The sequence below is a fragment of the Nocardiopsis sediminis genome (assembly GCF_042650565.1).
Classification (GTDB): domain Bacteria; phylum Actinomycetota; class Actinomycetes; order Streptosporangiales; family Streptosporangiaceae; genus Nocardiopsis_B; species Nocardiopsis_B sediminis.
Window position 1 is genome coordinate 1,052,838 of the sequence record NZ_JBHSBH010000015.1, and the last position, 24,949, is coordinate 1,077,786.

At 72.8% G+C, this 24,949-nt stretch carries 26 protein-coding genes and 1 riboswitch; of the genes, 13 read left to right on the top strand and 13 right to left on the bottom strand.

The features are described from left to right. Nucleotides 1-5: 5 nt before the first annotated feature. The 5 genes from ACFOVU_RS27180 to ACFOVU_RS27200 all read right to left on the bottom strand — a co-directional run bounded on the left by ACFOVU_RS27180 (nucleotide 6) and on the right by ACFOVU_RS27200 (nucleotide 4,921). A complete protein-coding gene (locus tag ACFOVU_RS27180; RefSeq protein WP_378538237.1) occupies nucleotides 6-818 on the bottom strand; it encodes a fructosamine kinase family protein in 813 nt (270 codons plus the stop codon). Nucleotides 819-902: 84 nt separating this feature from the next. Then, a complete protein-coding gene (locus tag ACFOVU_RS27185) occupies nucleotides 903-1,427 on the bottom strand; it encodes a low molecular weight protein-tyrosine-phosphatase (protein ID WP_378538123.1) in 525 nt (174 codons plus the stop codon). Nucleotides 1,428-1,617: 190 nt separating this feature from the next. After that, the gene (locus ACFOVU_RS27190) at nucleotides 1,618-2,031 is read right to left on the bottom strand and encodes a response regulator (RefSeq protein ID WP_378538238.1); all 414 of its coding nucleotides are present in this window, start codon (nucleotides 2,029-2,031) and stop codon (nucleotides 1,618-1,620) included. 41 nt (nucleotides 2,032-2,072) lie between these two features. Continuing rightward, nucleotides 2,073-3,683 carry a sensor histidine kinase gene (locus tag ACFOVU_RS27195; protein ID WP_378538125.1) on the bottom strand — a complete coding sequence of 537 codons (1,611 nt, stop codon included), beginning with the start codon at nucleotides 3,681-3,683 and terminating at the stop codon, nucleotides 2,073-2,075. Continuing rightward, the gene (locus ACFOVU_RS27200) at nucleotides 3,680-4,921 is read right to left on the bottom strand and encodes a PP2C family protein-serine/threonine phosphatase (protein ID WP_378538126.1); all 1,242 of its coding nucleotides are present in this window, start codon (nucleotides 4,919-4,921) and stop codon (nucleotides 3,680-3,682) included. Before ACFOVU_RS27200 ends, ACFOVU_RS27195 begins: the two co-directional genes overlap by 4 nt. 368 nt (nucleotides 4,922-5,289) lie before the next feature. Between ACFOVU_RS27200 and ACFOVU_RS27205 the strand changes: the two genes are divergently transcribed. The 3 genes from ACFOVU_RS27205 (at nucleotide 5,290) to ACFOVU_RS27215 (ending at nucleotide 6,974) form a co-directional block, all read left to right on the top strand. After that, on the top strand, nucleotides 5,290-5,970 hold the full coding sequence (locus ACFOVU_RS27205; protein WP_378538128.1) for a biliverdin-producing heme oxygenase: 681 nt from the start codon (nucleotides 5,290-5,292) through the stop codon (nucleotides 5,968-5,970). Nucleotides 5,971-5,994: 24 nt separating this feature from the next. After that, the gene (locus tag ACFOVU_RS27210; RefSeq protein WP_378538129.1) at nucleotides 5,995-6,594 is read left to right on the top strand and encodes a TetR/AcrR family transcriptional regulator; all 600 of its coding nucleotides are present in this window, start codon (nucleotides 5,995-5,997) and stop codon (nucleotides 6,592-6,594) included. 176 nt (nucleotides 6,595-6,770) lie between these two features. Continuing rightward, on the top strand, nucleotides 6,771-6,974 hold the full coding sequence (locus ACFOVU_RS27215) for a hypothetical protein (RefSeq protein WP_378538130.1): 204 nt from the start codon (nucleotides 6,771-6,773) through the stop codon (nucleotides 6,972-6,974). 26 nt (nucleotides 6,975-7,000) lie between these two features. Here the strand turns inward: ACFOVU_RS27215 and ACFOVU_RS27220 are convergent, their stop codons facing one another. Then, on the bottom strand, nucleotides 7,001-7,897 hold the full coding sequence (locus ACFOVU_RS27220) for a 3'-5' exonuclease (RefSeq protein ID WP_378538239.1): 897 nt from the start codon (nucleotides 7,895-7,897) through the stop codon (nucleotides 7,001-7,003). A gap of 346 nt (nucleotides 7,898-8,243) precedes the next feature. Here ACFOVU_RS27220 and ACFOVU_RS27225 point away from each other — a divergent pair, with 346 nt between their 5' ends. Both ACFOVU_RS27225 and ACFOVU_RS27230 read left to right on the top strand, forming a co-directional pair. Then, entirely contained in the window at nucleotides 8,244-9,224 is a 981-nt protein-coding gene (locus ACFOVU_RS27225; protein WP_378538131.1) for an asparaginase, read from the top strand. Nucleotides 9,225-9,290: 66 nt separating this feature from the next. Continuing rightward, nucleotides 9,291-10,505: an NAD(P)/FAD-dependent oxidoreductase gene (locus ACFOVU_RS27230; protein ID WP_378538132.1), complete on the top strand. Its 1,215-nt coding sequence runs from the start codon at nucleotides 9,291-9,293 to the stop codon at nucleotides 10,503-10,505. Here the strand turns inward: ACFOVU_RS27230 and ACFOVU_RS27235 are convergent. Together ACFOVU_RS27235 and pip are read right to left on the bottom strand one after the other, a co-directional pair. Further along, a complete protein-coding gene (locus tag ACFOVU_RS27235; RefSeq protein WP_378538133.1) occupies nucleotides 10,489-10,680 on the bottom strand; it encodes a ferredoxin in 192 nt (63 codons plus the stop codon). The two genes, ACFOVU_RS27230 and ACFOVU_RS27235, sit on opposite strands and share 17 nt — an antisense overlap. Before the next feature lie 73 nt (nucleotides 10,681-10,753). After that, nucleotides 10,754-11,713 (bottom strand): prolyl aminopeptidase, encoded by a 960-nt coding sequence (gene pip / locus ACFOVU_RS27240; RefSeq protein ID WP_378538135.1) that lies wholly within the window; start codon nucleotides 11,711-11,713, stop codon nucleotides 10,754-10,756. A 253-nt stretch (nucleotides 11,714-11,966) separates the two neighbouring features. Between pip and ACFOVU_RS27245 the strand changes: the two genes are divergently transcribed. The 6 genes from ACFOVU_RS27245 (at nucleotide 11,967) to ACFOVU_RS27270 (ending at nucleotide 19,640) form a co-directional block, all read left to right on the top strand. Next, entirely contained in the window at nucleotides 11,967-13,676 is a 1,710-nt protein-coding gene (locus ACFOVU_RS27245) for an AMP-binding protein (protein ID WP_378538137.1), read from the top strand. Nucleotides 13,677-13,761: 85 nt separating this feature from the next. Further along, nucleotides 13,762-14,817 carry a 3-deoxy-7-phosphoheptulonate synthase gene (locus tag ACFOVU_RS27250; RefSeq protein WP_378538138.1) on the top strand — a complete coding sequence of 352 codons (1,056 nt, stop codon included), beginning with the start codon at nucleotides 13,762-13,764 and terminating at the stop codon, nucleotides 14,815-14,817. Nucleotides 14,818-14,986: 169 nt separating this feature from the next. Beyond that, a riboswitch (glycine riboswitch) is annotated at nucleotides 14,987-15,093 on the top strand. Nucleotides 15,094-15,148: 55 nt separating this feature from the next. Further along, nucleotides 15,149-16,273 (top strand): glycine cleavage system aminomethyltransferase GcvT, encoded by a 1,125-nt coding sequence (gene gcvT / locus ACFOVU_RS27255; RefSeq protein ID WP_378538140.1) that lies wholly within the window; start codon nucleotides 15,149-15,151, stop codon nucleotides 16,271-16,273. 165 nt (nucleotides 16,274-16,438) lie between these two features. Further along, nucleotides 16,439-16,819 carry a glycine cleavage system protein GcvH gene (gene gcvH, locus ACFOVU_RS27260; RefSeq protein ID WP_378538142.1) on the top strand — a complete coding sequence of 127 codons (381 nt, stop codon included), beginning with the start codon at nucleotides 16,439-16,441 and terminating at the stop codon, nucleotides 16,817-16,819. Nucleotides 16,820-16,823: 4 nt separating this feature from the next. Continuing rightward, nucleotides 16,824-18,095: a serine hydroxymethyltransferase gene (gene glyA / locus ACFOVU_RS27265; protein ID WP_378538143.1), complete on the top strand. Its 1,272-nt coding sequence runs from the start codon at nucleotides 16,824-16,826 to the stop codon at nucleotides 18,093-18,095. A 135-nt stretch (nucleotides 18,096-18,230) separates the two neighbouring features. Beyond that, nucleotides 18,231-19,640 (top strand): L-serine ammonia-lyase, encoded by a 1,410-nt coding sequence (locus tag ACFOVU_RS27270; RefSeq protein WP_378538145.1) that lies wholly within the window; start codon nucleotides 18,231-18,233, stop codon nucleotides 19,638-19,640. Here the strand turns inward: ACFOVU_RS27270 and ACFOVU_RS27275 are convergent. After that, nucleotides 19,627-19,794, bottom strand: a complete 168-nt coding sequence (locus ACFOVU_RS27275) for a hypothetical protein (RefSeq protein WP_378538146.1) — start codon at nucleotides 19,792-19,794, stop codon at nucleotides 19,627-19,629. The genes ACFOVU_RS27270 and ACFOVU_RS27275 overlap by 14 nt on opposite strands. Before the next feature lie 204 nt (nucleotides 19,795-19,998). Here ACFOVU_RS27275 and ACFOVU_RS27280 point away from each other — a divergent pair, with 204 nt between their 5' ends. Further along, the gene (locus ACFOVU_RS27280; protein ID WP_378538148.1) at nucleotides 19,999-20,595 is read left to right on the top strand and encodes a hypothetical protein; all 597 of its coding nucleotides are present in this window, start codon (nucleotides 19,999-20,001) and stop codon (nucleotides 20,593-20,595) included. Nucleotides 20,596-20,645: 50 nt separating this feature from the next. Here the strand turns inward: ACFOVU_RS27280 and ACFOVU_RS27285 are convergent, their stop codons facing one another. Beyond that, nucleotides 20,646-21,050 (bottom strand): VOC family protein, encoded by a 405-nt coding sequence (locus tag ACFOVU_RS27285; RefSeq protein ID WP_378538149.1) that lies wholly within the window; start codon nucleotides 21,048-21,050, stop codon nucleotides 20,646-20,648. A gap of 261 nt (nucleotides 21,051-21,311) precedes the next feature. On the opposite strand from ACFOVU_RS27285, the gene ACFOVU_RS27290 reads away from it, so the two are divergent. Further along, entirely contained in the window at nucleotides 21,312-22,004 is a 693-nt protein-coding gene (locus ACFOVU_RS27290) for an HAD family hydrolase (RefSeq protein WP_378538150.1), read from the top strand. A gap of 133 nt (nucleotides 22,005-22,137) precedes the next feature. Here ACFOVU_RS27290 and ACFOVU_RS27295 read toward each other — a convergent pair whose 3' ends face one another. From ACFOVU_RS27295 to purU, 3 genes are all read right to left on the bottom strand, one after another. Further along, nucleotides 22,138-22,863 (bottom strand): hypothetical protein, encoded by a 726-nt coding sequence (locus ACFOVU_RS27295; protein WP_378538151.1) that lies wholly within the window; start codon nucleotides 22,861-22,863, stop codon nucleotides 22,138-22,140. Next, entirely contained in the window at nucleotides 22,850-23,479 is a 630-nt protein-coding gene (amaP, locus tag ACFOVU_RS27300; protein ID WP_378538152.1) for an alkaline shock response membrane anchor protein AmaP, read from the bottom strand. Before amaP ends, ACFOVU_RS27295 begins: the two co-directional genes overlap by 14 nt. A gap of 548 nt (nucleotides 23,480-24,027) precedes the next feature. Then, nucleotides 24,028-24,909 (bottom strand): formyltetrahydrofolate deformylase, encoded by an 882-nt coding sequence (purU, locus tag ACFOVU_RS27305; protein ID WP_378538153.1) that lies wholly within the window; start codon nucleotides 24,907-24,909, stop codon nucleotides 24,028-24,030. Nucleotides 24,910-24,949: the final 40 nt, after the last annotated feature.

Here is a 24,949-nt window from a genome sequence, read left to right on the forward strand (position 1 = left end):
CACGGTCAGCCGGGCCCGCGCAGGGCCGCGCGCGCGACGTCCACTGTGGTGGTGCGGTAGGCGGCGCCGTAGATGCACACGTGCACGAGCAGCGGGTGCAGCTGGTGCAGGGGCACCCTGCCCCGCCAGCCCGGGGCCAGCGGCGCGGCCTCGTTGTAGGCGTCGCGGACCCGGTCCAGGTAGGGCAGGCCGAACAGGGCGAGCATGGCGAGGTCGGCCTCGCGGTGGCCGCCGTGGGCCGCGGGGTCGACCACCACCGCCCCGTCGTCCTGCCACAGCACGTTGCCGCTCCACAGGTCGCCGTGGATGCGCGAGGGGGGCTCGGGCTCGCCCGCGAGGTCGGCCACCGCCTCGATGACCTTCTCGACGATGCGTACATCGGGCGGTGTCAGCGCCCCCCGGTCCGCGGCGCGGCGCAGGAACGGGGCCAGCCGCCGTTCAGCGTAGAACTCGGGCCAGTCGTCGGACGGCGTGTTGTCGAGCGGCAGCGGGCCGATGAAGCCGTCGCGGCTCGCACCGAAGGAGTCCGCCCCCGCCAGGTGCATGCCGGCGAGCCGGTGGCCGAAGCGCTCCGCTGCTTCGGGGGTGGGCGGCCGCTCCTCGACCCAGGACAGCACCAGCGTGCGGGGGTCCCACCCCCACACATCGGGCACGGGCGAGCCGAAGGAGCGCCCGAGCCACGACAGCCCCAGCGCCTCGGCCCGGAACATCCCGGCGAAGGGGGCGTCGTCGGTGCCCGCGCCGAGGGCCTTGACGAACAGCGGGGTGCCGTCGGCCAGCTCGGCGCGGTACAGCTCCCACGCGTGGCTGGCCCCCATGGACGCCGCTCCGGCGACGTCGCGACCGGTGAGGTCGGCGACCCGCGCCGCGACCTCCTGCTCGACCGCGTGCTTCACCGCCGCCTACCGCGCGGCGCCCGCGCCGGGCACGGCGGCGAGCTCGGCGACCAGGCCCTTCGACGCGGCCTCGATCATGTTCAGCACGGTGCCGAACCCGTCGTCGCCGCCGTAGTAGGGGTCGGGGACCTCGGGGTTGGGCCCGCTGCCCGGCGCGAACGAGCGGAACAGCCGCAGCCGGCCGGGGTCGCCCCGATCGGGGGCGAGGCGGCGCAGCTCGTCGAGGTTGTCCAGGTCCATGGCGAGGACGAGGTCGCGCTCGGCGAACCACGCGGGGTCGAACCGCCGGGCGGTGTGGCCCGTGGGATAGCCGTGCACCCGCAGGGTCGTGGCGGCGCGCTCGTCCATGGGCGAGCCGATGTGCCAGCTCCCGGTGCCGGAGCTGTCGACGGCGACGGCCGCGCCGAGCCCGGCGCGTTCGAGGTCGGCGGAGAGGATCTTCTCGGCCATCGGGGACCGGCAGATGTTGCCGAGGCAGACGAGGCTGATGCGGTACGGCCCGTCGGGATCACGCGGTTCGGGCAGGCTCATAGTGCCTACCGTAATGGGTGGCCGGGGCGGGGACGGTGAACCGGCGCGACCCGGGCCGGGCGGCCCGCCGAGGGTGCCCGCGTGCTCAGCCCTCTGGTCACGCTCCCCTCCTCGCTCCGCTCCAACGGCCCCGCGAGTCGGGCCTACGGCCGGGGGCAGCGCCGCCTCCGCTCGCTCGTCGGCTCGCCGTTCAGCCCTTCGGCAGTCGCACGACGGTCACGAAGAAATCATCGATCTGCCGGACCACCTGGATGAACTGGTCGAAGTCGACCGGCTTGGCCACGTAGGCGTTGGCGTGCAGCCGGTAGCTGCGCAGGATGTCCTCTTCGGCCTCGGAGGTGGTCAGCACGACGATGGGGATGTGCGAGAGGGACTCGTCCTTCTTGACCTCTTCGAGGACCTCGCGGCCGTCCTTGCGGGGCAGGTTGAGGTCGAGCAGGATCAGGTGCGGCTGCGGGGCGGTGGCGTACTCGCCCTCGCGGCGCAGGAAGCGCATGGCCTCGACGCCGTCGGAGACCACGTGCAGCCGGTTGCCGACCTTGTGCTCCTGGAACGCCTCCTTGGTCATCAGGACGTCACCGGGGTCGTCCTCGACCAGCAGCACCTCGATCGGTTGCACCAAGTTGCCCTCGCTCAATCTCGTCCTCAGACCTTCTCGTCGTCCCGCTGCGGGGGCGGGGTGTCGTCGGCGTCGGCCGTGACGGTCGCCGCAGTGTCGTCACCGTGGTCGGTGTCGGCGTCGGCGGGCAGGGACCAGCATATTCGGGTTCCCGGTTCGTCGCCCTCGGTGTCCAGCCAGATGCGGCCGCCGTGGAACTCCACGATCTTCTTGCACATGGCCAGGCCGATCCCGGTCCCCCCGTACTTGTCGCGGGTGTGCAGCCGCTGGAAGATGACGAAGACGCGCTCGGCGTACTGGGGCTCGATGCCGATGCCGTTGTCGGCGCAGCAGAACACCCACTCCTCGCCGCGGCGCTCGGCGCTGAGGTGCACCTCCGCCGGGCGGTCGCCGCGGAATTTGACCGCGTTGCCGACCAGGTTGAAGAAGACCTGGGTGAGCAGGGTGCGGTCGCCGACGACGACCGGCATCTCGTCGCCGGTGACCACGGCGCCGGCCTCCTCCAGCCGCGCCTCCAGGCTGCTGAGGGCGTCGCCGAGCGCGTCGTTGAGGTCGACGGCGGTGAAGCTCTTGGTGCGGCCGACCCGCGAGAACGCCAGCAGGTCGTTGATGAGGGTCTGCATGCGCTTGGCGCCCTCGACCGCGAAGTCGATGTAGGAGTCCGCGCGGTCGTCGAGCTGCCCGCGGTAGCGGCGCTGGAGGAGCTGGCAGAAGCTGGCGACCTTGCGCAGCGGCTCCTGGAGGTCGTGCGAGGCGACGTAGGCGAACTGCTCCAGCTCCAGGTTGGAGCGCCGCAGCTCGTCGGTCTGGCGCTCCAGCAGCTCCGACTGCTCTTGCAGCTTGCGCCGGGCGGCGCCCACCTCGTGCAGGTCCTTGACGATGCGCTCGCGCATCGCGTCGACGTCGCGCCCCACCCGTTCGAATTCGGGTGGGCCGTGTAACTGGATGCGGTGGGCGTAATAGCCCTCGGAGACCTGCATGAGGTGGCTGCCGAGCTCGTCGAGCGGGCGCAGCACCCAGTTCTGGAGCATCACCCACAGGAACCCGGAGAGCACCACCACGACCACGCCGACCAGGATGAGCAGCGCCACTACCTGCTGGGTGGCGAGGGTGAGGCCGTCGCGGGCCTGCACCAGCTCCTGGGCGATGCGGGACTCGGCCGCCACCCCGGCCGAGCGCAGGTCGTCGAAGCGCTCGCGGCCCAGGCGGAAGTCGCCGTCGCTGACCTCCTCGCCGTCGCGCACCTTCTCCAGGGTGGGGTCGGCGAAGTCCTCGGTCCACGCCTCGCCGGCTTCGAGCAGCCGGTTGATGTCGGAGTCGACGTCGCCGTTGTCGCCTGCGATCGCGCGCAGCGCCGGGAGGCTCTCGGCGAGCGACTGGCTGCCCTGCTCGTAGGGGGAGAGGAACTCGAAGTCGGAGGTGAGGGCGTAGCCCCGGATGCCGTTGTCCTGGTTGAGGTAGGCGGCGAGGGTCTGCTGCACGGCGTTCTGCGCCGGGGTGAGCTGGTCGACCTGGCGGGCCAGCGAGTCGCGGGCGTTGAACGCGGCGAAGGTGATCGTGGACACCGAGGTGACCAGGATGACCGCGACAGAGGTCAGCAGGACGGTCACGCGGCGCCGGAGGGACCAGCGCTTCACCCCCGGCCCCCGTGGGTGAGCAGCAGCATGGCGACGTCGTCCTGGAGGGGGCCGCCGTTGCGGCGCTCGGCCTCGTCGACCAGGTGCTCGGGCAGGTCGACGATCGAGGTGCCCCGGCCCAGGGTCGCGGTGAGGATGGCCCGCAGGCCGCCGACCCCCAGGCGCTCGGGCGGGCCGCCGTCGTAGGCGTCGACCAGGCCGTCGGTGTAGAGCATGAGGGTGGCGCCGCGCGGGAACGCGAACTCCTCGACCTCGGTCTCGGCGACGTCGGGGAACACTCCCAGCGGCGGGCGCGGCGAGCAGGCGATCTCCTCGACCGCGCCGTCGTAGAGCGCCAGGGGCGGCGGGTGGCCCAGCAGCCGGATCCGGGCGCGCTCGCTTCCGGTGTCCAGGCTGGCCTGGCACAGGGTGGCGTACATCTCCTCCTGCGCGCGCTCGCTCATGAGGATCTGCTCCAGAGCGGGCAGCACGTCGTCTTCGCCGACACCGCCCATGACCAGGGCGCGCCAGGCGATGCGCAGGCTCACGCCGAGTGCGGCCTCGTCGGGGCCGTGGCCGCTGACGTCGCCGACGATGACGTGGGTGGTGCCGTCCTTCTGCACGGCGTCGAAGAAGTCGCCGCCGACCAGGGCGCGCTTGCGGCCGGGGCGGTAGAAGGAGCGGTGGGTCAGCGGGGAGTCGTCGAGCAGCACCTGCGGGAGCAGGCCCCGTTCCAGGCGCATGTTCTCGCGGGCGTAGAGCTCGGCTTCGCGCAGCTGGCGGGTGTTCTCGTCGGCGCGCTGGCGTTCGACGGAGTAGCGCAGGCTGCGGGCCAGCAGGGAACCGTCGACCTGGCCCTTGACCAGGTAGTCCTGGGCGCCGGCGGCCACGGCGGCGACGCCTTCGTGCTCGTCGTTGAGGCCGGTCAGGACGACGACCGCGGCGGACTGGGCCACGGTCAGCACCTCGCGGAGCAGGCTCATGCCCTCGGCGTCGGGGAGGTTGAGGTCGAGCAGGACGCAGCCGCGGAAGGTGGCCAGGTGCTCGCGTGCCTCGGCGAGGGTGGGCACCCAGGTGATGCGCGTGGTCAGCGCGCTGTCGGCGAGCAGCTCCTCGACGAGGAACGCGTCCTGGGTGTCGTCCTCGATGAGCAGGATGTCGACGGCCTCAAGGGGCGTGTCCGCGCTCCGGTCGGCGACAGCACCGTCGGCGCGGCCGGCCTGGGCCGGCCCCGCTGATTCGGGATCCGTCATCGTCACGGGATCGTGTCCTGGTTTCCTGGTATCCACACATCGCCTCTACGTCGACCGGCCGCCCGGCGCCGGGCCGGGCCGAGGAGTGCCCCGGGGCGGTGTCCTCGCGGTCTCATTCGGCAGTCAAACGATAATGTCGCGGCCACTTTTGCCGCCAGCGGGAATGCACGAGAGACATCCAACGTCGCCCACGGGAACCCCGGCCCGGATGTCCCGTCACACAGGCGCGCTCATCAGCGTACCCGTATACCTTCGCACGGCATTTCCTGACACCGTGTCGCCTCCCACCTTGACAGCCGCGGAACCCTTGATGACAAGATGTCAGAAACATGCGGCCCACCGGCCCCGAACCCCAGAAGACGGGGAGTGCGAGAGTGAGCACCGGCAGCGCATCGTCCGACGACACACCCGCCACCTTCTCCGCCCGGCTCAAGGCCGCCACCTGGGACGCCCACGGCGAGGCCGAGCAGCAGGGCTTCACCCGCGCGCTGCTCGACGGCCGGCTGCCCCGCGACGCCTACGCGGCGATGGTCGCCCAGCACTACTTCGCCTACGCCGCCCTCGAAGAGGTCGGCCGCGCGCTCGCCGGCCACCCCGTGGCCGCCGCCGTCGTCGACCCCGCCCTCTTCCGCCTCCCGGCGCTCGAACGCGACCTCGACACCCTGTCCGGCCCCGGCTGGCGCGACCGCATCTCCCCCTCGCGCCCCACCCGCACCTACGCCGCCCGCATCGAGCAGATGGCCGACGACCCCGCCGGCTACGTCGCCCACCACTACACCCGCTACATCGGCGACCTCTCCGGCGGGCAGTTCATCCGCCGGGTCGCGGCGCGCGCCTACGGGCTCACCGACACCGCGGGCCTGGAGTTCTACGTCTTCGACCAGGTGGGCAGCCTCCCCCGGTTCAAGGAGGGCTACCGCGCACGGATCGACTCCCTCGGCCTCGACGAAGCCGCACAGCGCCGCGTGGTGCGCGAGACCCGGCTCGCCTACCAGCTCAACACCGAGGTCCTGGCCGACCTCGAACGCACTCACGAAGCCGGTCTCGCCGCGTGATAAGGGCGTGCCACCATAGGGGCCATGCCGAAGATCTCCGCTCCGACCATCGCCGCGCACCGCGCCCAGACCCGTGAGCGCATCCTCGACGCCGTGGCGGCCCTGACCCGGAGCCAGGGCATCGACGAGATCTCGATGACCGACGTCGCGGCCGAGGCGGGGATCACGCGCACGGCCCTGTACAACTACTTCCCCGACAAGCCCGCCCTGCTGCTCGCCTTCACCGAGCAGGTCACCAGCGGGTTCGTCGAGCGCTACCGCCAGGAGCTGCCCACCGACGCCACCGCGTCGGAGCGGCTGTCGGCGTTCATCCGGTTCCAGCTCGAAGGCATCGCCGAGCACCCCCACCCCGACGCCGCCGAACTCGGCGCCAGCCTGGGCCCCGACGCCTACCAGGCGCTGGCCGACCACGTCGCGCCCATGCAGGCGCTGCTCGTGGGGGTCCTCCGCGAGGGGGCCGGCACCGGGGAGTTCGCGCCGCTGGCCGAGGAGCCCACCGCCCGGCTCATCCTGGCGCTCATCGGCTCCCAGCGGGTGCCGCTGCTGCGCGAGGAGACCACCCCCGAGAGCGCACACGAGCTCGTGACCGCGTTCACCCTCGCGGCGCTGGCCCCGCGGGCCTGACCGAGGCACACGGCCCCGTCGAGCTCCGTCACGGTGCGTGATATCGGTGCGCACCCAACCCGCCGGGCCCGTGTCGCCGAGCCCCTCCGGCCGCCCTGCCTGCGGCAGAATCGGGCTCCACCGCCGCCCGTTCGCCCCGGACACGAGCGGCCGGGCTGAAAGGAGCCAGCAGAACCGTGTCGCTCACGCTGATCCTGGCCGGCGCCGCCCTGGTCGCCATCGCCCTGTTCAACCGGGTCCCGGCACTGCGCTCAAGACCCGGAGGGCGCGGCCCCGGGTTCGCCCCGGCCCGCCTCACCGAGGCCGGCCGCGCCACCCTGACCACGGTGGGCGGCAGCCTGCTGATCATCGCGTTCTTCCTGGCCCTGTCCGGGCACTGAGCGCCCCCGCGGCCCGCCTGCGCGCGTCAGCGCCCCCCGCGCAGCAGCCTGCGCACGGCCGCCGCCGCGGCCAGCGCCCCGGTGGCCGCCACGGCCGCGGCCATCGCCTCCCGGCGCCTGCGGCGCCGCAGCGCGGCATCGGCCGCCGCGCGCCGCTGCTCGGCGCCGAACGACCCGCCGCACAGCTCGGGGTCCAGCTCCAGGGGGCGCCAGCACGGGGGCCAGGCGGCCAGCGGGCGCGCCGGGGCCGACCGGTCCGCCGAGAAGTGGAGCGTCCCGCCCACCGATACCCGGGGTTTGAGGCGGACCGTTTCCGTGGACTCCGCGTGCACGGACACGGACACGGACACGGGGGCAGGGCCGGTGTAGCGCAGCTCCCCGGGAGAGTTCTGCAACAGCTCGGCGAGGAGCTGCGCGCAGGCGCGGGCATCGCCGAGCGCGGTGTGCTGGGCCGCGGGCCAGTGGCCGTTCAACGCGTGGCTGGCCCGGGGCAGCGAGTACCGCGCCAGGCCGACCTGGGAGCGCAGGGCGCGCAGCGTGCACAGCCCGGGCAGCGCCGCGGGCAGGCCGGCGGGGACGAGCTCCGCCTCCAGGAACCGGCCTTCGAAGTCCAGCTTGTGGCCCACCAGCACGGCGCCTGAGATCAGTTCGGCGACCTCCCCCACCAGGTCGCCCGCCTTGGGCGCGCCCACGACGTCACCCTGGCCGATGCCGTGGAAGATCTGCCCGTCCACGGGCGCTCCCGGGTCGACCAGGGTGGTGAACTCCCGCAGGACGGTGCCGTCGCCGCGCATCCGGATCACCGCGATCTCGCACATGCGCGCGCCCTCGGCGGGGTGGAGGCCCGTGGTCTCCACATCGATCACCGCGTAGTCGAGCTCGCGGGCGGGCCGGCCGATCCGGCCGCGGGTCAGCGTTCCCATGCGCAGCGCCGGCTCGCGGGCGGGCCTGCCGGGCGCGCTCCGGTCGGCGGGGCGGGGGTCCAGCACGTCGTCCATCTCCCCTGTCGGTCGGCGCAGCGTCACCCGGCCCCCGGCGGTCCGCGCGACCGGACCGGAGGGGCCGGGCCCGACCCTATGCCACCCGCGGGAAGAGCGTCGCCGTTCGGGGCGTTTATGCTCTCGCTGGCGCAGCCGAGCGCCGCAGGGGCCCGTGCAACGGCGGTCCCCGCGCCCCATACGCTCCGCCTGATGGCGACAAGAGGCACCCCTGGGCCGACCGGTCTTACGAATGACCGGCTCAGACCCAGAAAGAAAGGTAGGGCCCTTCATGCCCGACACCGCGGTTCCCGGCTACGTCCCCCTCGCCGAGGTGGTCCGCTCGGGGTTCCGGGAGGGCGTGCACTACGGGGCCGTCATCGGGCTGGCCGCGGACGGGACCGCTGCCTACGAGCGCGGGCCGGCCGACGCGCCCATGTTCCCCCGCTCTGCGGCCAAGCCGTTCCAGGCGCTGGCGGCGCTGCGCGCCGGGGCACCGTTGTCCGGCCCCGCGCTGGCGATCGCCGCGGGCAGCCACAGCGGGCAGGACATCCACATCGAGGTGGTGAACGCCACCCTGGCCGCGGCCGGGCTCACCGCCGACGACCTGCGCTGCCCGCCCGACCGGCCCATGGGCGGCCGGTTCCGCGACGCGCTGCTGCGCGCGGGGGGCGAGCCCACCCGCACCCTGATGAACTGCTCGGGCAAGCACGCCGCGATGCTGGCCGCGTGCGTCGCCCGGGGCTGGAGCACCGGCGACTACCTGGACCCCGGCCACCCCCTCCAGCTCCTGGTCCGCGAGACCATCGAGGAGCTGTGCGGCGAGCCCGTCGCCCACACCGCGGTCGACGGGTGCGGCGCGCCGCAGATGGCGGTCTCGCTCACCGGGCTGGCCCGGGGGCTGCGCGCGATGGCGCTGGCGCCCGCGGGCACGCCCGAGGCCGCGGTCATGGCGGCCATGCGCGAGCACCCCGAGTACGTCGCGGGCGAGGGCCGCGCCGACACCCGGCTCATGGGCGCCCTGCCCGGCCTGGTCTCCAAGATCGGCGCCGAGGGGGTCATCGCCATGGCCACGCCGGCGGGCGAGGCGGTCGCGGTCAAGATCAGCGACGGCGACCCCCAGACCCGGGCGCGCACCTCGGTGGCGCTGACCGCGCTGGAGGCGCTGGGTGTCGACATCGGGCCGGCGCGCGACATGCTCGCCGTGGACGTGCTGGGCGGCGGCGCCCCCGTGGGCGCCGTCCGGCCGCTGTCCCCCCCTGCCGGGGCGTAGGTCCCCCGGAAGTCGTAGGGCCCAGGAAAACGCGCACGAGGCACGAGGGTACGAGAAAGGACCAGCATGCGTCGGATCGTCATCGCGGGCGCCGGGATGGCCGGGCTGCACACAGCGGAGTCGCTGCGCGCCGAGGGCTTCGACGGCACGATCACCATGATCGGCGACGAGCCGCACCGCCCCTACTCCCGGCCGCCGCTGTCGAAGGAGATCCTCACCGGCAAGGGCACCGACAAGAGCCTGGTGCTGCGCGAGGACGCCGAGGTCGAGGCGCTCGACCTGGACCTGCGGCTGGGCCGGCGGGCCGAGCGGCTGCGCCCCCGCGACCGCGCGGTGGACCTGGACGACGGCTCCTCGATCGCCTGCGACGGCGTGGTCGTCGCCACCGGGGCGCGGGCGCGGCGGCCCGCCACCGGCCTGGCCGGGGTGCACGTCCTGCGCACCATCGACGACGCCCGGGCGGTGCGCGCCGCCTTCGGGGCCGCCGAGCGCGTGGTGGTGGTCGGCGCGGGGTTCATCGGCGCCGAGGTGGCCGCCGGCGCCCGCGCGGCGGGGCTGGAGGTCACGCTCGTCGAGGCCGCCCCCACCCCGCTGACCCGGGTGATCGACCCGCGCGTGGGCGGGGTGCTCACCGAGCTGCACCGCGACAACGGTGTGGACGTGCGGCTGGGGACCGGCGTCGCGGGGTTCGAGGGTGCGGGCCGGGTGGAGCGGGTGCGGCTGGCCGACGGCTCCGCCATCGAGTCCTCGCTCGTTGTGGCGGGGCTGGGCGTGGAGCTGAACACGGGCTGGCTCGCGGGGTCGGGGGTGCGCCTCTCCGACGGCGCGGGGGCCGTGCTCTGCGACCCGTTCTGCGCGACCTCGGTGCCCGAGGTGGTCGCGGCCGGCGACCTGGCCGACTGGCCCCACCCCCGCTACGGCGGCCGGATGCGGCTGGAGCACTGGACCAACGCCGGCGAGCAGGCCGCCGCCGCGGCGCACAACCTCCTGGCGGGGGAGGGCGCGCGGCGCCCCTACACCCCGGTCCCCTACTTCTGGTCCGACCAGTACGGGATGAAGATCCAGCTGCTGGGCCAGGCCGCGCCGGCCGACACCGTGGAGTTCGTGCACGGCAGCGCCGAGGAACGCAAGTTCGTGGCGTTCCTCGGCCGGGCCGGGCGGCTGGTGGGGGTGCTGGGCCTGCGCTCGACCCCCAAGGTGATGCGCTACCGCGCGCTGCTGGCCGAGGACACCGCGTGGGACGACGCGCTGGCCGCGGCCGGGGTCAGCCTTCGACCTTGATGGCCTGCTTGGGGCACATCCGCGCGGCCTCTTCGACCTTGTCGCGCCACTGCTCGCCGGGCTCCTCCTGGAGCACGTAGAGGAAGTCGTCGTCGCGGACCTCGAACACCTCGGGCACGATGCCCATGCAGACCGCGTTGCTCTCGCACAGGTCGAAATCGACGTTCACCCGCATGTGGCACTCCTCACTCGTCGCGGCAGGTTTCCGAGCCTAGCGCCACATGCGGGGGCCCGAACGGGCCGGGGCGTCAGGATCCCGCGAAGGCGTCGGTGGCCGCGATGAGCCGGTCGAGGATGCCGGGCTCTCTGAACGCGTGCCCGGCGTCGTCGACGAGGTGGAACTCCGCTTCGGGCCACGCCGCTCTCAGGTCGAAGGCGGTCTTGGCGGGGGTGCACATGTCGTAGCGCCCCTGCACGATGACCCCGGGGATCCCGCGCAGCCGGTCCACCCCGGCGAGGAGCTGGCCCGGGGTGAAGAACCCGCCGTGGACGAAGTAGTGGTTCTCGATGCGGGCGAACGCCAGCGCGTAGTCGTCCTCGGCGTGGTGGGCGATGATGGCGGGGTCGGGCCGCAGCGCGATGGCCGACCCCTCCCAGACGCTCCAGGCGCGCGCGGCCCTCAGCCGGACCTCGGGGTCGTCGGAGTTGAGCTGCACGGCGTAGGCGCCGATCAGGTCGTCGCGCTCCTCCTCGGGGATGGGCGCCAGGTAGGTCTCCCACACCTCCGGGAACACGAACGACGCCCCGCTCTGGTAGAACCAGCGCAGCTCCTCGTTGCGCAGCGTGAAGATCCCCCGCAGGATCAGTTCGCTCACCCGCCCCGGGTGCTGCTGGGCGTAGGCCAGGGCCAGCGCGCTCCCCCAGGACCCGCCGAACACCTGCCACCGCTGCACCCCGATCATCGTGCGCAGCAGCTCGATGTCGTCGACCAGGTGCCAGGTGGTGTTCTCCTTGAGGTCGGTGTCGTGGTCGGAAGCGTGCGGCGTGCTGCGGCCGCAGTTGCGCTGGTCGAACAGCAGGATCCGGTAGCGCTCCGGATCGAACAGCCTCCGGTGCTCGGGGGAGCACCCGCCCCCGGGCCCGCCATGGAGGAACACGACCGGCTTGCCACTGGGGTTGCCGCAGAGTTCCCAGTAGATCCGGTTCCCGTCTCCGACGTCGAGCATTCCGGAGTCGTAGGGCTCGATCGGCGGGTACAGCGTGCGCATGGCAATGGCGCCCTTCTAGGGGGGTGGCAGCGGGTACGGCGGGTAAAAGGACGGGGCAAGACTTGAATATCAGAGGTGACCGGTGAGTTCGGCCTTCTTCGCCCCGAATTCCCCACTGGTGACGAGACCTTCACCGTCCGGCGCGCCCCGCCCCCGGCCCGGCCCTCTCCAGCCGCCCCGGCCGACCTTCCCGGGCACGCGGCACCCCAGCGGTTAGAGTGACCGGAGTCACAGATCGTAGGCGGAGGTTGAGATGTCGAGCACGGCCATGGGTGGGTTCCGCTCCGCACGGGACTTCCTGCTGGAACACCGCGATGACCAGGACCGCGCCGTCAGAGGGTTCCACTGGCCGCGGCCCGACCGGTTCAACTGGGTGCTCGACGTCTTCGACCCCGCCGCCGCCGAGCACCCCGGCCGCACCGCCCTGTGGATCGTGTCCGACGACGGTTCCGAGGCCCGGGCGACCTACGGCGAACTCGCCGCCCGCTCCCATCAGGTCGCCAACTGGCTGCACGCCCAGGGCGTGCACCGCGGCGACCGGATCCTCATGATGCTCGGCAACCAGATGGAGCTGTGGGAGATCATGCTCGCCGCGATGCGGCTGGGCGCGGTCATCATCCCCGCGACCCCGCAGCTCACCGAGGACGACCTCGCCGACCGCCTCCAGCGGGGCGGGGTCGCCCACGTCGTCGTCGACGCCCCCGACACCGCGAAGTTCGAGGGGCTGCCGGGGCACTGGAGCCGGATCTCGGTGGGGCTGGTCGAGGGGTGGCTGTCCTACGCCGACTCCGAGCACGCCGGGCTCGAATTCACGCCCGAGCACGAGACCCGCGCCGACGACACGCTGCTGCTCTACTTCACCTCCGGCACCACCGCCCGCCCCAAGCTCGTGCGGCACACGCACGCGTCCTACCCGATCGGGCACCTCACCACGATGTACTGGATCGGGATCCGCCCCGGCGACGTGCACCTCAACGTCGCCTCCCCCGGCTGGGCCAAGCACGCCTACAGCAGCGTGTTCGCGCCGTGGAGCGCCGGCGCCACCGTCCTGGTGGTCGACCAGGACCGGTTCGACGCCCCGCGCCTGCTCGACCTGATCGTGGGCTGCGGCGTCGACACCTTCTGCGCCCCGCCGACGGTGTGGCGGATGCTCATCCAGGCCGACCTGGGACGCTGGCACGTCCCCATCCGCGAGGCCGTCGCCGCCGGCGAACCGCTCAACCCCGAGGTCGTCGACCGCGTGCGCGACGCCTGGGGGCTGACCGTGCGCGACGGCTTCGGGCAGACCGAGACCACCGTCCAGGTCGGCAACGGACCCGGGCAGGAGGTCCGGCCCGGGTCGATGGGCCGCCCGATGCCGGGCTTCGCCGTGGTCCTGGAGGACCCGGTCACCGGCGAGCTCTCCGACCAGGGCGAGATCTGCCTCGACCTCGCCGACCCGCCGGTGGGCCTGATGACCGGCTACCTCGACGACGACGCCCGCACCGCCGAGGTGATGCGCAACGGGCGCTACCACACCGGCGACGTCGCCTCCCGCGACGCCGACGGCTACATCACCTACATCGGGCGCAGCGACGACGTCTTCAAGGCGTCGGACTACCGGATCTCCCCCTTCGAGCTGGAGAGCGTGCTGATCGGGCACGAGGCGGTCGCCGAGGCGGCCGTCGTGCCCGCACCCGACCCGGTGCGGCTGGCGGTGCCCAAGGCCTACGTCACGCTGGTGGAGGGGGTGGCGCCCGGCCCCGACGTCGCCCGGTCGATCCTCGGCTACTGCCGCACGCACCTGGCCTCCTACAAGCGCGTCCGCCGGGTGGAGTTCGCCGAGCTGCCCAAGACCGTCTCCGGCAAGATCCGCCGCGTCCAGCTGCGCGACGCCGAGGAGGCCCGCCGCGACGCGACGCGCAGCGAGCAGGAATACCGGGAGGAGGACTTCCCCGGTCTCAAGGAGGAGGGGGAGGCCTGAACCCCAAGGGCGTCCGCCCAGTTCCGGGGGCGTTAGGGTGCTCATTGGGCCGTCGCACTGGGCCGTCGCACAAGGATGGGAACGCATGCCGAGCACCAATGACACACGGGTCGTCGACTACCAGCCGCTGGTCGCGCCACGGGACATCCTCGCCGAACTGCCGATGGGGCCGGAGCGCACCGGCCTGGTCGAGGACGCGCGCACCGAGGTCAAGCGGGTCCTCGACGGCACCGACGACCGGCTGCTGGTCATCGTGGGGCCGTGCTCCGTGCACGACCCCGATGCGGCGCTCGACTACGCCCACCGGCTCAAGGCGCTGATCCCCTCGCTCAACGATGACCTGTGCATCGTGATGCGCGTCTACTTCGAGAAGCCGCGCACCACCCTGGGCTGGAAGGGGCTGATCAACGACCCCGGCCTCGACGAGAGCCACGACGTCCACCGGGGGCTGCGCACCGCCCGCAAGCTGCTGCTGGACATCGGGTCGCTGGGGGTGCCCTCGGGCACCGAGTTCCTGGACCCGATCACCCCGCAGTACATCGCCGACGCGGTCACCTGGGGCGCCATCGGGGCGCGCACGACCGAGAGCCAGGTGCACCGCCAGCTCGGCAGCGGGCTGAGCATGCCGGTGGGCTTCAAGAACGGCACCGACGGCGACGTCCAGGTCGCGGTCGACGCCTGCGGCGCCTCCGCCGCCTCGCACACGTTCTTCGGGGTCGACCTGGCGGGCGCGGGGTCGGTCGTGGTGACCTCCGGCAACCCCGACTGCCACGTGATCCTGCGCGGCGGGCGCTCGGGCCCCAACTTCGACGCCGACAGCGTGGCGGGAGCACTGGGCACCATCGAGCGCGCCGGGCTGCCCCGGCGGGTGATGATCGACGCCAGCCACGCCAACAGCGGCAAGGACCACACCCGCCAGCCGGGCGTCGCCGACGCGATCGCCGCGCAGATCGCCGCCGGGCAGCGCGGCATCACCGGCGTCATGCTGGAGAGCTTCATCGAGGAGGGCGCCCAGAAGCTCGGCGACCCCGCCGACCTCGCCTACGGCACCTCCATCACCGACGCCTGCATGGGCTGGGACACCACCGCCGATGTCCTGGCCCGCCTGGCCGAGGCCGTGCGCAAGCGCCGCACGTCCTGATCCCGCGCCGGCCCCGCGCGCCCGGCCCGCACTGGGCCGGGCGCGTCCGCGCTGCTAGGCTGGTCGCGGTCGCCGAACCCGTACGGGAGAGTGCCCGCACAGCCGGTGCGGGCCGCCGAAGGAGCAAACCCTCCCCAGAGAACCTCTCAGGCGCGCCGGACCGTGCGGGCGAGACCACTCTGGAAAGCAGGGGCCCATGCCCCTCGCCGAAGGTGCAAGCCGATCACGCCCCCGGGCGCGGCGAAGCTCTCAGGCACCCATGACAGAGGGGGAGGATGACAGTGCATTTCGCGCTTGTGCCGAAACGACGCCCATCCTCTCGGGAGTGCCGATGACAGCGCCTGGCCACGACCCCGCAGACCTCCGCAGGACACCGCTCCACGATGTCCACGCGGCGCTCGGCGCGACCCTCGTCGACTTCGCCGGCTGGCTCATGCCGCTGCGCTACACCGGCGAGCGCGCCGAGCACACGGCCGTGCGCGAGCGCGCCGGGCTGTTCGACCTCTCCCACATGGGCGAGATCCACATCACCGGGCCCCAGGCCGCCGACCTGCTCGACCACGCGCTCGTCGGGCACCTGTCCAAGGTCGCCATGGGCCGCGCCCGCTACACCATGATCACCGCCGACGACGGCGGGGTGCTCGACGACCTCATCGTCTACCGGCTGGCCGACGACGACTTCCTGGTGGTCGCCAACGCCGCCAACGCCGGCACCGTGTCCGCCGCGCTGTCCGAGCGCGCCGCCGGGTTCGACGCCCGGGTCGAGGACCGCTCCGCCGAGTACGCGCTCATCGCGATCCAGGGGCCCGAAGCCGCGGCCATCCTCGCGCCGCTCACCGACGCCGACCTGTCGCAGATCCGCTACTACGCCGGCTACGCGCACACCGTCGCCGGGCACCCGGTGCTGCTCGCCCGCACCGGCTACACCGGCGAGGACGGCTTCGAGATCTTCATCCGGCCGGGCGGCGACGCCCCCGAGATCTGGGCGGCCCTGCTCGCCGCCGGCGAGCCGCGCGGCCTGGTGCCGGCCGGGCTGTCGGCGCGCGACACCCTGCGGCTCGAGGCGGGCATGCCGCTGTACGGCAACGAGCTGACCGCCGACACCACCCCGTTCGACGCCGGGCTGGGGCGGGTCGTGAAGTTCGACAAGCCCGGCGACTTCGTCGGACGCGCCGCGCTGGCCAAGGCCGCCGAGTCCGGACCGGAGAACCGGCTCATCGGGCTGGTCGCCCGCGGCCGCCGCCCCCTGCGCAAGGGCAACGACGTCCTGCTCGACGGCCGGCGTGTGGGGGCCACCACCAGCGGGGCTCCGTCGCCCACCCTGGGGCGGCCCATCGCCATGGCCTACATCGACCCCGGCGTGGACACCTCCGCCGACGGGTTCGTGGTCGACGTCCGGGGCCGCAGCGAGGCGGTCGACGTCGTCGAGCTGCCCTTCTACACACGGAAGTCGTGACTTTCCGCGGGCCCGTCACGTTGACGCGGCCCGGCGGATGCGGGCGCCCCGCCCATCCGGGAGAATCCGGCGGGTGGGCGGCCGCGGCCCCCACACATCGGCAGGTCAGGGCGGCGCCCCAGGTCGCGCCGTGCCGGATACAGGAACACCTCCAGGAGAGTTGAATTGAGCGTCCCCGCGGAGCTGGAGTACACGAAGGAACACGAGTGGGTGTCCATCAGCGATGGCATCGCCACCGTGGGCATCACCTCGTTCGCCGCCGAATCCCTGGGCGACATCGTCTTCGTCGAGCCGCCGGAGTCCGGCACCACCGTCACGGCGGGTGAGCCCTGCGGCGAGGTGGAGTCGACCAAGTCGGTCAGCGACCTCTACGCCCCGGTCAACGGGGAGGTCGTCGAGGTCAACGCCGACGCGGTCGCCGACCCCGAGGTCATCGGGGCCGACCCCTTCGGGCGCGGCTGGCTCTTCAAGGTCGAGATCGCCGGGGAACCGTCCGACCTGCTCACCCCGGAGCAGTACACCCAGCTGACCGAAGGCGAAGGTTAAGCACATGGCGTCTGAGAACCACCTCCTCGACCAGTCCCTCGCCGAACTCGACCCCGAGGTCGCGACCGCGGTCGGCCAGGAGCTGAGCCGGCAGCGCGACACCCTGGAGATGATCGCCTCCGAGAACTTCGCCCCCCGGGCGGTACTGGAGGCGCAGGGCACCGTCCTGACCAACAAGTACGCCGAGGGCTACCCGGGCCGCCGGTACTACGGCGGCTGCGAGTACGTCGACGTCGTCGAGCAGCTCGCGATCGACCGCGCCAAGGAGCTGTTCGGCGCCGAGCACGCCAACGTGCAGCCGCACTCCGGCGCCCAGGCCAACACCGCCGTCTACTTCGCGCTGCTCAAGCCCGGCGACACCATCCTCGGGCTCGACCTCGCCCACGGCGGCCACCTCACCCACGGCATGCGGATCAACTACTCCGGCAAGATCCTCAACGCCGTCGCCTACCACGTGCGCGACGAGGACGGCACCGTCGACTACGACGAAGTCGAGGCGCTGGCCCAGGAGCACCGGCCCAAGATGGTCGTGGCCGGCTGGTCGGCCTACCCGCGCCAGCTCGACTTCGCGCGGTTCCGCAAGATCGCCGACAGCGTCGACGCGCTGCTCATGGTCGACATGGCGCACTTCGCGGGGCTCGTCGCGGCCGGGCTGCACCCCAACCCGGTGCCCTTCGCCGACATCACCACCACCACCACGCACAAGACCCTCGGCGGTCCCCGCGGCGGGCTCATCCTCGCCAAGGCGGAGCTCGGGAAGAAGATCAACTCCGCGGTCTTCCCCGGGATGCAGGGCGGGCCGCTGGAGCACGTGATCGCCGCCAAGGCGGTCGCGCTCAAGGTGGCCGCGGGCGAGGAGTTCGCCGACCGGCAGCGCCGCACCCTCGCGGGCGCCCGGATCCTCGCCGAACGCCTGACCCGGCCCGACGCCGCTGAGGCGGGCGTGAACGTCCTCAGCGGCGGCACCGACGTCCACCTCGTCCTGGTCGACCTCGTGCACTCCGAGCTGAACGGCCAGCAGGCCGAGGACCGGCTGCACGAGATCGGGATCACGGTCAACCGCAACGCGGTGCCCAACGACCCCCGCCCGCCGATGGTCACCTCCGGGCTGCGCATCGGCACGCCCGCGCTGGCCACCCGCGGCTTCGACGACGCCGACTTCACCGAGGTCGCCGACATCATCGCCGAAGCCCTCAAGCCGGGCTACGACTCCGCGGCCCTGCGGGCCCGCGTCGACGCCCTGGTGGCCAAGCGCCCGCTGTACCCGGGCCTGTAGGACCGGGTTCACCCGGCCGGGCGGTCCGGATCGATCCGACCCGCCCGGCCGGGGCAGCGGGCCCAACGGCCGCCCCTTGCAAGGCCGTAACCATCACCCAGCTCGCGAGCCGTCCACGAGGAGGAGGGCCGGGCCATGGCCATCAGCGTCTTCGACCTGTTCACGATCGGCATCGGGCCGTCGAGTTCGCACACCGTGGGGCCGATGAAGGCCGCGCACACCTTCGTCGCGGGGCTGGCCGCCGACGGCCTGCTCCCCCTCGTGGCGTCGGTGCGTGCCGAGCTGTACGGGTCGCTCGCCCTCACGGGCAAGGGGCACGGCAGCGATCGCGCCGTCGTCCTAGGGCTGATCGGCGCGACCCCCGAGGGGATCGACGTCGACGCGGTCCCCGGCCTGCTGGAGGATGTGCGGTCCCGGGGGCGGCTGCGGCTGCCCGGCGGGCACGAGATCGCATTCGACCCGGCCGCCGACGTCGACATGCGGCGCCGCGAGAGCCTGCCCGGCCACCCCAACGGGATGCGGTTCCTGGCGTTCGGCGGCGACGGCACCGAACTGCGCTCGCGCGTCTACTACTCGGTGGGCGGCGGGTTCGTGGTCGACGAGGCCGCGGCCGGCGCCGACCGGATCGTGCCCGACGACACCCCGCGCCCCTACCCCTTCACCACGGCGGCCGAACTGCTGGACCTGTGCCGCGAGACCGGCATGTCCATCAGCGCGCTGATGCTCGCCAACGAGCAGGCGTTCGGGCGCTCACCCACGGAGATCCGCGCCGGCCTGCTGGAGATCTGGCGGGCGATGCGGCAGTGCGTGCGGCGCGGCGTCAGCACTGAGGGCACCCTGCCCGGCGGGCTGAAGGTGCCCCGACGCGCACACCGCCTCTACCGCCAGCTGGGCGGGGCTTGCGACGACCACGGTCTGCTGGCACCCGAGTCCGTCGACTCCGGCGACCCGATGCACGGCAGCGACTGGATCACCCTGTACGCGCTGGCGGTCAACGAGGAGAACGCGGCGGGCGGCCGGGTCGTGACCGCGCCGACCAACGGCGCGGCGGGCATCGTCCCGGCGGTGCTGCACTACTACACCCACTTCACCCGCGGCGCGGGCGACGACGGGGTGGTCCGGTTCCTGCTCACGGCGGGGGCGATCGGCATCCTCTTCAAGGAGAACGCGTCGATCTCCGGAGCCGAGGTCGGCTGCCAGGGCGAGGTCGGCTCGGCATCCTCGATGGCCGCCGCCGGCTTCGCAGAGGCACTCGGCGCCACACCCGCCCAGGTCGAGAACGCAGCCGAGATCGCGATGGAACACAACCTCGGCCTCACCTGCGACCCGATCGGCGGCCTCGTCCAGGTCCCCTGCATCGAACGCAACGCGCTGGCATCGGTCAAGGCGATCAGCGCCACCCGCATCGCCCTGCGCGGCGACGGCAGCCACTTCGTCTCCCTCGACAAAGCCATCAAAACCATGCGCGACACCGGCCGCGACATGCACGACAAATACAAGGAAACCAGCCGCGGCGGCCTGGCGGTCAACGTCATCGAGTGCTGAACTCGCCACGCGCCAGGGTTTCGGCCAGCACGTCGGACATCGGAACCGACGGAGAGTCCCGGCGCTCGGCGATGAGCAGCCGCAGTTCTTCGACGTCGGTGACGATCTCCGGCACGTCCGCGTGGGATTCGCGCGAGGGGTCGGTGTGCATCATGGTCTCCGTGTGGCCGAAGGGAGCTTGCGCACCAGATCTGTAGCGCCTCACCGTGGGGTGAGTCAAAGCGTGGCACGACACGGAACCGTTCCGACGACGGGATGCCCGTGTCCGGTCGTGGCCACTCCGTGCGGGGGAATGTGGGGGTTCGGGATGATGGGCGGGGGTGACGCGGCGGGGGTGGCTTGGGGATGAGGAGGGCTCGTGGACCTGAAGGACCACTACCAGCGGCTGCTCGACGGGATCGGGCTGGCGATCCAGGCGGCCGACGACGCGTTCCCGCTGCACCCGCCGTTCCGGCGGCTGCTGCACCGGTGGGCACAAGAGGAGCTGGCGGCCCGTAAGGGCGACATCGACTGGTGCGACTCCACCCAGGACCTCGCCGATGTGACCAGCGGCCTGCTGTCATTCGCACGTGACTACACCGAGCTCCGCCGGGCCCTGTTCTCCGACCACCTGCACCTCGGCCCCGAACCGCCCTGGCGGATCGTGGGGTCGCCGCATGCCCGGCGCCTCGCGGTGCGGGTCCCGCTGTCGTTCTACCGCGAGACCGCCGACCACTTCGTGCTGCGCGTGGTCGGCGCCGCACAGGTCGACGTGCGTGCGTGGGAGTTCACCGTGCTCACCCGCGCCTCGGGCAGCGACAGCGACGACCGGTTCACCCTCACGGCCGGCACGGACGTGGTCGTGCACATCCCACCCGAACTCAGCGCCCGCCCCGACTGGACCGAGCAGGCGTTCTACGGCCTCCGCTGCCTCACCGGCGATGCCTTCAACCTGAGACCGTTCCCCGACACGTGACCGGGCGCGTCCTCAACGCGTGACCGGGCGTCTCCCCCGGAGCGCCGCCTTCAGCCCTGGATCGCGGCGGGGTCCATCCAGACGGATTCCCAGATGTGGCCGTCGGGGTCCTGGAAGCTGCGGGCGTACATGAAGCCGTGGTCTTGGGGGTCCCGGGCGAAGGAACCGCCTGACGCGAGGGCCTTGTCGGCCAGAGCGTCGACGTCGGCGCGGCTGTCGGCGGACAGGGCGATGATGACTCCGGTGTGGGTCCCGGGGTCGGCGACGGGTTTGGGGGTGAAGGTCGAGAAGTAATCCCGGACGAGGAGCATCACGAATCCCTCATCGCCGATGATCATGCAGGTCGCGTTCTCGTCGGTGAATTGCGGGTTGAACGAGAAACCGAGCGCGGTGAAGAAGTCGACCGACGTCTTCAGGTCCTTCACGGGCAGATTCACAAAGATCTTCGTCGCCATGCCCGGAATGTAACAGCGCCCTATGACGAACCCCCGCGCACGACATGCGGGCCGGGGTGTTCCTCCCGGTCACGAGGGGTTCGCGGGGATTTTCCCGGCCGCCCCGCCGGGACCGGCCCGCAGGTCGGCTACCGTGGCGTGACGGAGCCGGCCGCACGGCGCCACGGTGCCGCCGCTACGACGCTACAGCGCCACGGCGCCGATGCCGCGGGCTCCGCAGTGGTCCAGTGAGGATGGGCAACACCGACGATAGGGGTGTGCGTGGGCAAGCGCCTGGTGCTGTGGGACATCGACAAGACCCTGGTGGACATGGACGACCTCGGGTTCGAGATCTTCTCGGCCGCGTTCGCCGCGTATTCCGGCCTGACCGGCCACACCGACACCCGCGGCCCCGGCCGGACCGAATGGCAGTGGTTCCACGACACCCAGCTCGCCAACGGCATCGAGCCCACCGACGGCGCTTTCGCGGAGTTCCTGCGGATCCAGGACCCCATGTTCGAGGCGCGCACGCGCGAGTTCGCCGAGCGCGGCCGGGTGCTGCCCGGAGCCCTCGATGCCCTGAGCGCCTGCTCCGAGGACCCCGATATCGTGTCGGCGGTCCTGACCGGCAACACCCGGCGCAACGCCGAGCGCAAACTCGCCGCCTTCGGCCTCGACCACCTGGTGGACGTGGAGCTGGGCGGCTACGGCGATGACCACATGGACCGCCCCGAACTGGTGCGCATCGCGCGCCGGCGGGTGTCCGAGCGCACCGGGGTGGAGTTCACCGCCGACACCACCGTGCTCGTCGGCGACAGCCCCAATGACGTCCTCGCGGCGCTGCACGGCGGCGCCCGTGTCGTGGCGGTGGCGACCGGGATCACCGACGCCGCGGCGCTGCGCGCCGTGGGTGCGCACACCGTGCTCGACGACCTGTCCGACACGGCCGCGCTCCTGGGTTTTCTGCGCGGCTGATCAGCCGCCCGGCCGCCCGGCCGAAGCAGGGGGTGAAGAGTTCGGAGCGGTACCGGTGGCTCCCCCCAGATACCTCCGGTACCGCCCCTCCAGGGTGGTCTGTGTGGCCGGCGGCGATGCGCCGGCCGGGGGGTCAGGCGGGCTCGTGTCCGGGGAGCCTCGCGGGTGCGGTGGTCGACAGCCGCACCACTACCGGCAGCCGCTCCAGCTCCAGCGCGCGGCGCAGGTTCTCCAGCGCCTCTCCGCGGACCCGCCGCCATACGGCGGTGATGTCGGCGTCGGCGTCGAGGGTGACGTCCAGTCGGACGTGCGGGTCGCGCCGGGATTGGGGCATCCGGGCCCGTGCCCGGCGGACCCCGGGGTACTCGCCGACCTCGTCCTCGAAGAGCCCGCGTGCGGCTCCCGGCGAGACCTCGGCCGCCGTGGCCCGCGCTCGTGGTGCGGCGGCGACGGCCCGTTTCCGGATCCCGTCGCAGGTACCGGCGCCGGTCCGTGATCTCCAGCGTACCCGGCGTTCGGCGGCCGCGCCGGGCTCCGCCTGTGTTGTCCTCCGGAGGAGCGGTGCGGATGCCGCTCCCAGCCGGGCCGCGGGGGCGGAGCGGCCATGGGAGCGCGCCCGGACCACGGCCGGCAGGCCGGCCGCCGCCACCGTTGCGGCCACGGCGTAGGCCGGCCAGTCGGCGAGGAAGGTGTCGGCGCCCCCGCCGAGAGCGAGCGTCGCCCGGGCGGCCGGGGCGCCGAAGAGCCCCAGCCCTGCTGAGAGCGCCGCCGTTCCGCCGGAGGCGAGCAGTGTGCCGAGGAGGGCGAGCCCCCACCGGTCCGCGTGCCCCGTTTCCCACGCTTTTTCAGTCAACGTCATTCGTCACCTTCGCATTCCGCACGCGCGTGGAAACGGTGAGTGCGTACAGGGGGGACAGATCGGACAGCCGCCGCTGCACGGCCTCGGCCACCTCGGCGCGGAGTTCCGCGCAGTCGCGCAGGTCGGCGTGGACCCGCACCCGTACGCGCACCCGCCGGCGCCGGACGGACACCCGCGCCGACCGGACCCCGCCGACCCGGCGCGCCGCCGAGGCCAGCGTGCACCGCAGCGCCGTTTTCGACACGCCCACGACCAGCGCCGGATCGTCGGTGCGCAGCACCGTCCAGCGGCCGGAACGTCCGGGCAGCAGCGCCACGACGATCAGGACCAGGCCGATGAGCGCCAGGACCCCCGACGCGATCTGGACGGAGGGGTCGCTCCACCGGGCCGTCGCCGCGTAGTCGGCCGCCGGGGCGGCGACCGCGGTCCGCATCGGCGGTCCCGCGAGGGCGGAGATCACCTCGGCCGCCGCGACACCGGCAACGGACAGCAGCACCAGCCCGGCGATGGTCGCGGGCCAGGAGAGCCGCGGCCGGAACGTGTGGACGGCCATGCGGCGCGCGCGTTGCACGGTGCCCGGGGCCCGCCGGCCCACCGTGTCCTCCACAGTCGTCATCCTGTGTCCCCTCCCGTCCCGGACCGCCGCGCCCCGGCTCCGCGATCCCGTTGCCGGTGCGCCGCACCGGCGTTCCCGCCATATGTTCGACCTGCTCCTCTGCCCGCTCTCCCACGCTCTCCGCGGTGCCGCCGACCGTGCCCGCGCCGCCCGGCCCGTCGGGACACCGGCCGGGCCCTCGGCGTTCCCCGTGCCGCACACAGCGGGCCGCCCGGGCCGCCCGCCCCGCGGTCTCGGAGCGGGCGTCGCAGCGGACGGCCGTGACTGTGCGTTCATGGCCCGCCCCCTCGGTCGGTCGGCCGATGTCCTCCGCGGGGCACCGCCGTGGTCTCCGTTCGGCGATCGCCGCGGCATCCGGAGGTCACGGGAGCCCCGCGTACCGCCCCACGCCGCACGGGACACGCTGCGCGTCACACGGCGGGAGCTGAAACTCGTTCACTCTATCGCTACCGAGTGTAATCAATAATGCCCGCAAAGTAACGCGGCACGAGATGCGGAGACGCCGGCGTTCGAGGCGGCCCCAAGGTCCGTCCGCCGCGCCGGCGGCTCTAGCGGAAGACCACCGTCTTGGCGCCGTTGAGCAGCACGCGGTGCTGGGCGTGCCAGTTGACGGCGCGGGCGAGGGCGACCGATTCGAGGTCGCGCCCGATCGCGGTCAGCCGCTCGGGCCCCTGCGTGTGGTCGACCCGCGAGACCTCCTGCTCGATGATGGGGCCTTCATCGAGGTCGGCGGTGACGTAGTGCGCGGTCGCCCCGATGAGCTTGACGCCGCGCGCGTGCGCCTGGTGGTAGGGGCGGGCGCCCTTGAAGCTCGGCAGGAACGAGTGGTGGATGTTGATGATCCGTCCCGGCATCTTGGCGCACAGGTCCGCGGAGAGCACCTGCATGTAGCGGGCGAGCACCACGAAGTCGATGTCGTAGGAGCCGGCCAGTTCGAGCAGGCGCGCCTCCTGCTCCCCCTTGGTCTCCGGGCGCACCGGCAGGTGGTGGAAGTCCAGGCCGTAGGAGCGGGCGAGGAACTCGAGGTCGGGGTGGTTGGAGACGACCGCCGCGATCTCGGCGTCGAGCAGCCCGCTGCGCTGCCGGTACAGCAGGTCGTTGAGGCAGTGCCCGAACTTGGAGACCATCACCAGCATCCGCGGCCGGGAATCGCGCCGCCACAGCTGCCATTCCAGGCCGAACTCCCCGGCCAGCGCCGCGAACGCGCCCCGCAGCGTGTCCTCGCCGGCCGCCGCGCCGCCGGGAACGGGCTCGGCGGTGAACTCCATGCGCAGGAAGAAGCGGCCTGTGTAGTGGTCGCCGTACTGCTGGCTCTCGGTGATGTTGCAGCCGTGTCCGGCGAGCAGGTTCGCCACACCGGCGACGATCCCCCTGCCGTCGGGGCACGACAGGGTCAGCACGAACTCGCGGTCCTGCTCTGGGTCGCTCATGGGTCGGCGCACTCCCGGATGACGGTCCTGGTCAGGGGTT

Excerpts from the sequence above, each read along its gene's own strand:
- ACFOVU_RS27220 (WP_378538239.1), bottom strand. The coding sequence starts at position 7,897 with ATGGGAACGCTGACCCGCGGCCGGATCGGCCGGCCCGCCCGCGAGCTC.
- ACFOVU_RS27295 (WP_378538151.1), bottom strand. The coding sequence starts at position 22,863 with ATGACGTTGACTGAAAAAGCGTGGGAAACGGGGCACGCGGACCGGTGG.
- amaP (WP_378538152.1), bottom strand. The coding sequence starts at position 23,479 with ATGACGACTGTGGAGGACACGGTGGGCCGGCGGGCCCCGGGCACCGTG.
- ACFOVU_RS27235 (WP_378538133.1), bottom strand. The coding sequence starts at position 10,680 with ATGCGGGTGAACGTCGATTTCGACCTGTGCGAGAGCAACGCGGTCTGC.
- ACFOVU_RS27180 (WP_378538237.1), bottom strand. The coding sequence starts at position 818 with ATGGGGGCCAGCCACGCGTGGGAGCTGTACCGCGCCGAGCTGGCCGAC.
- ACFOVU_RS27185 (WP_378538123.1), bottom strand. The coding sequence starts at position 1,427 with ATGAGCCTGCCCGAACCGCGTGATCCCGACGGGCCGTACCGCATCAGC.
- ACFOVU_RS27270 (WP_378538145.1), top strand. The coding sequence starts at position 18,231 with ATGGCCATCAGCGTCTTCGACCTGTTCACGATCGGCATCGGGCCGTCG.
- ACFOVU_RS27275 (WP_378538146.1), bottom strand. The coding sequence starts at position 19,794 with ATGATGCACACCGACCCCTCGCGCGAATCCCACGCGGACGTGCCGGAG.
- pip (WP_378538135.1), bottom strand. The coding sequence starts at position 11,713 with ATGCGCACGCTGTACCCGCCGATCGAGCCCTACGACTCCGGAATGCTC.
- ACFOVU_RS27225 (WP_378538131.1), top strand. The coding sequence starts at position 8,244 with ATGCCCGACACCGCGGTTCCCGGCTACGTCCCCCTCGCCGAGGTGGTC.
- purU (WP_378538153.1), bottom strand. The coding sequence starts at position 24,909 with ATGAGCGACCCAGAGCAGGACCGCGAGTTCGTGCTGACCCTGTCGTGC.
- ACFOVU_RS27210 (WP_378538129.1), top strand. The coding sequence starts at position 5,995 with ATGCCGAAGATCTCCGCTCCGACCATCGCCGCGCACCGCGCCCAGACC.
- gcvT (WP_378538140.1), top strand. The coding sequence starts at position 15,149 with ATGACAGCGCCTGGCCACGACCCCGCAGACCTCCGCAGGACACCGCTC.
- ACFOVU_RS27245 (WP_378538137.1), top strand. The coding sequence starts at position 11,967 with ATGTCGAGCACGGCCATGGGTGGGTTCCGCTCCGCACGGGACTTCCTG.
- ACFOVU_RS27250 (WP_378538138.1), top strand. The coding sequence starts at position 13,762 with ATGCCGAGCACCAATGACACACGGGTCGTCGACTACCAGCCGCTGGTC.
- glyA (WP_378538143.1), top strand. The coding sequence starts at position 16,824 with ATGGCGTCTGAGAACCACCTCCTCGACCAGTCCCTCGCCGAACTCGAC.
- ACFOVU_RS27230 (WP_378538132.1), top strand. The coding sequence starts at position 9,291 with ATGCGTCGGATCGTCATCGCGGGCGCCGGGATGGCCGGGCTGCACACA.
- ACFOVU_RS27285 (WP_378538149.1), bottom strand. The coding sequence starts at position 21,050 with ATGGCGACGAAGATCTTTGTGAATCTGCCCGTGAAGGACCTGAAGACG.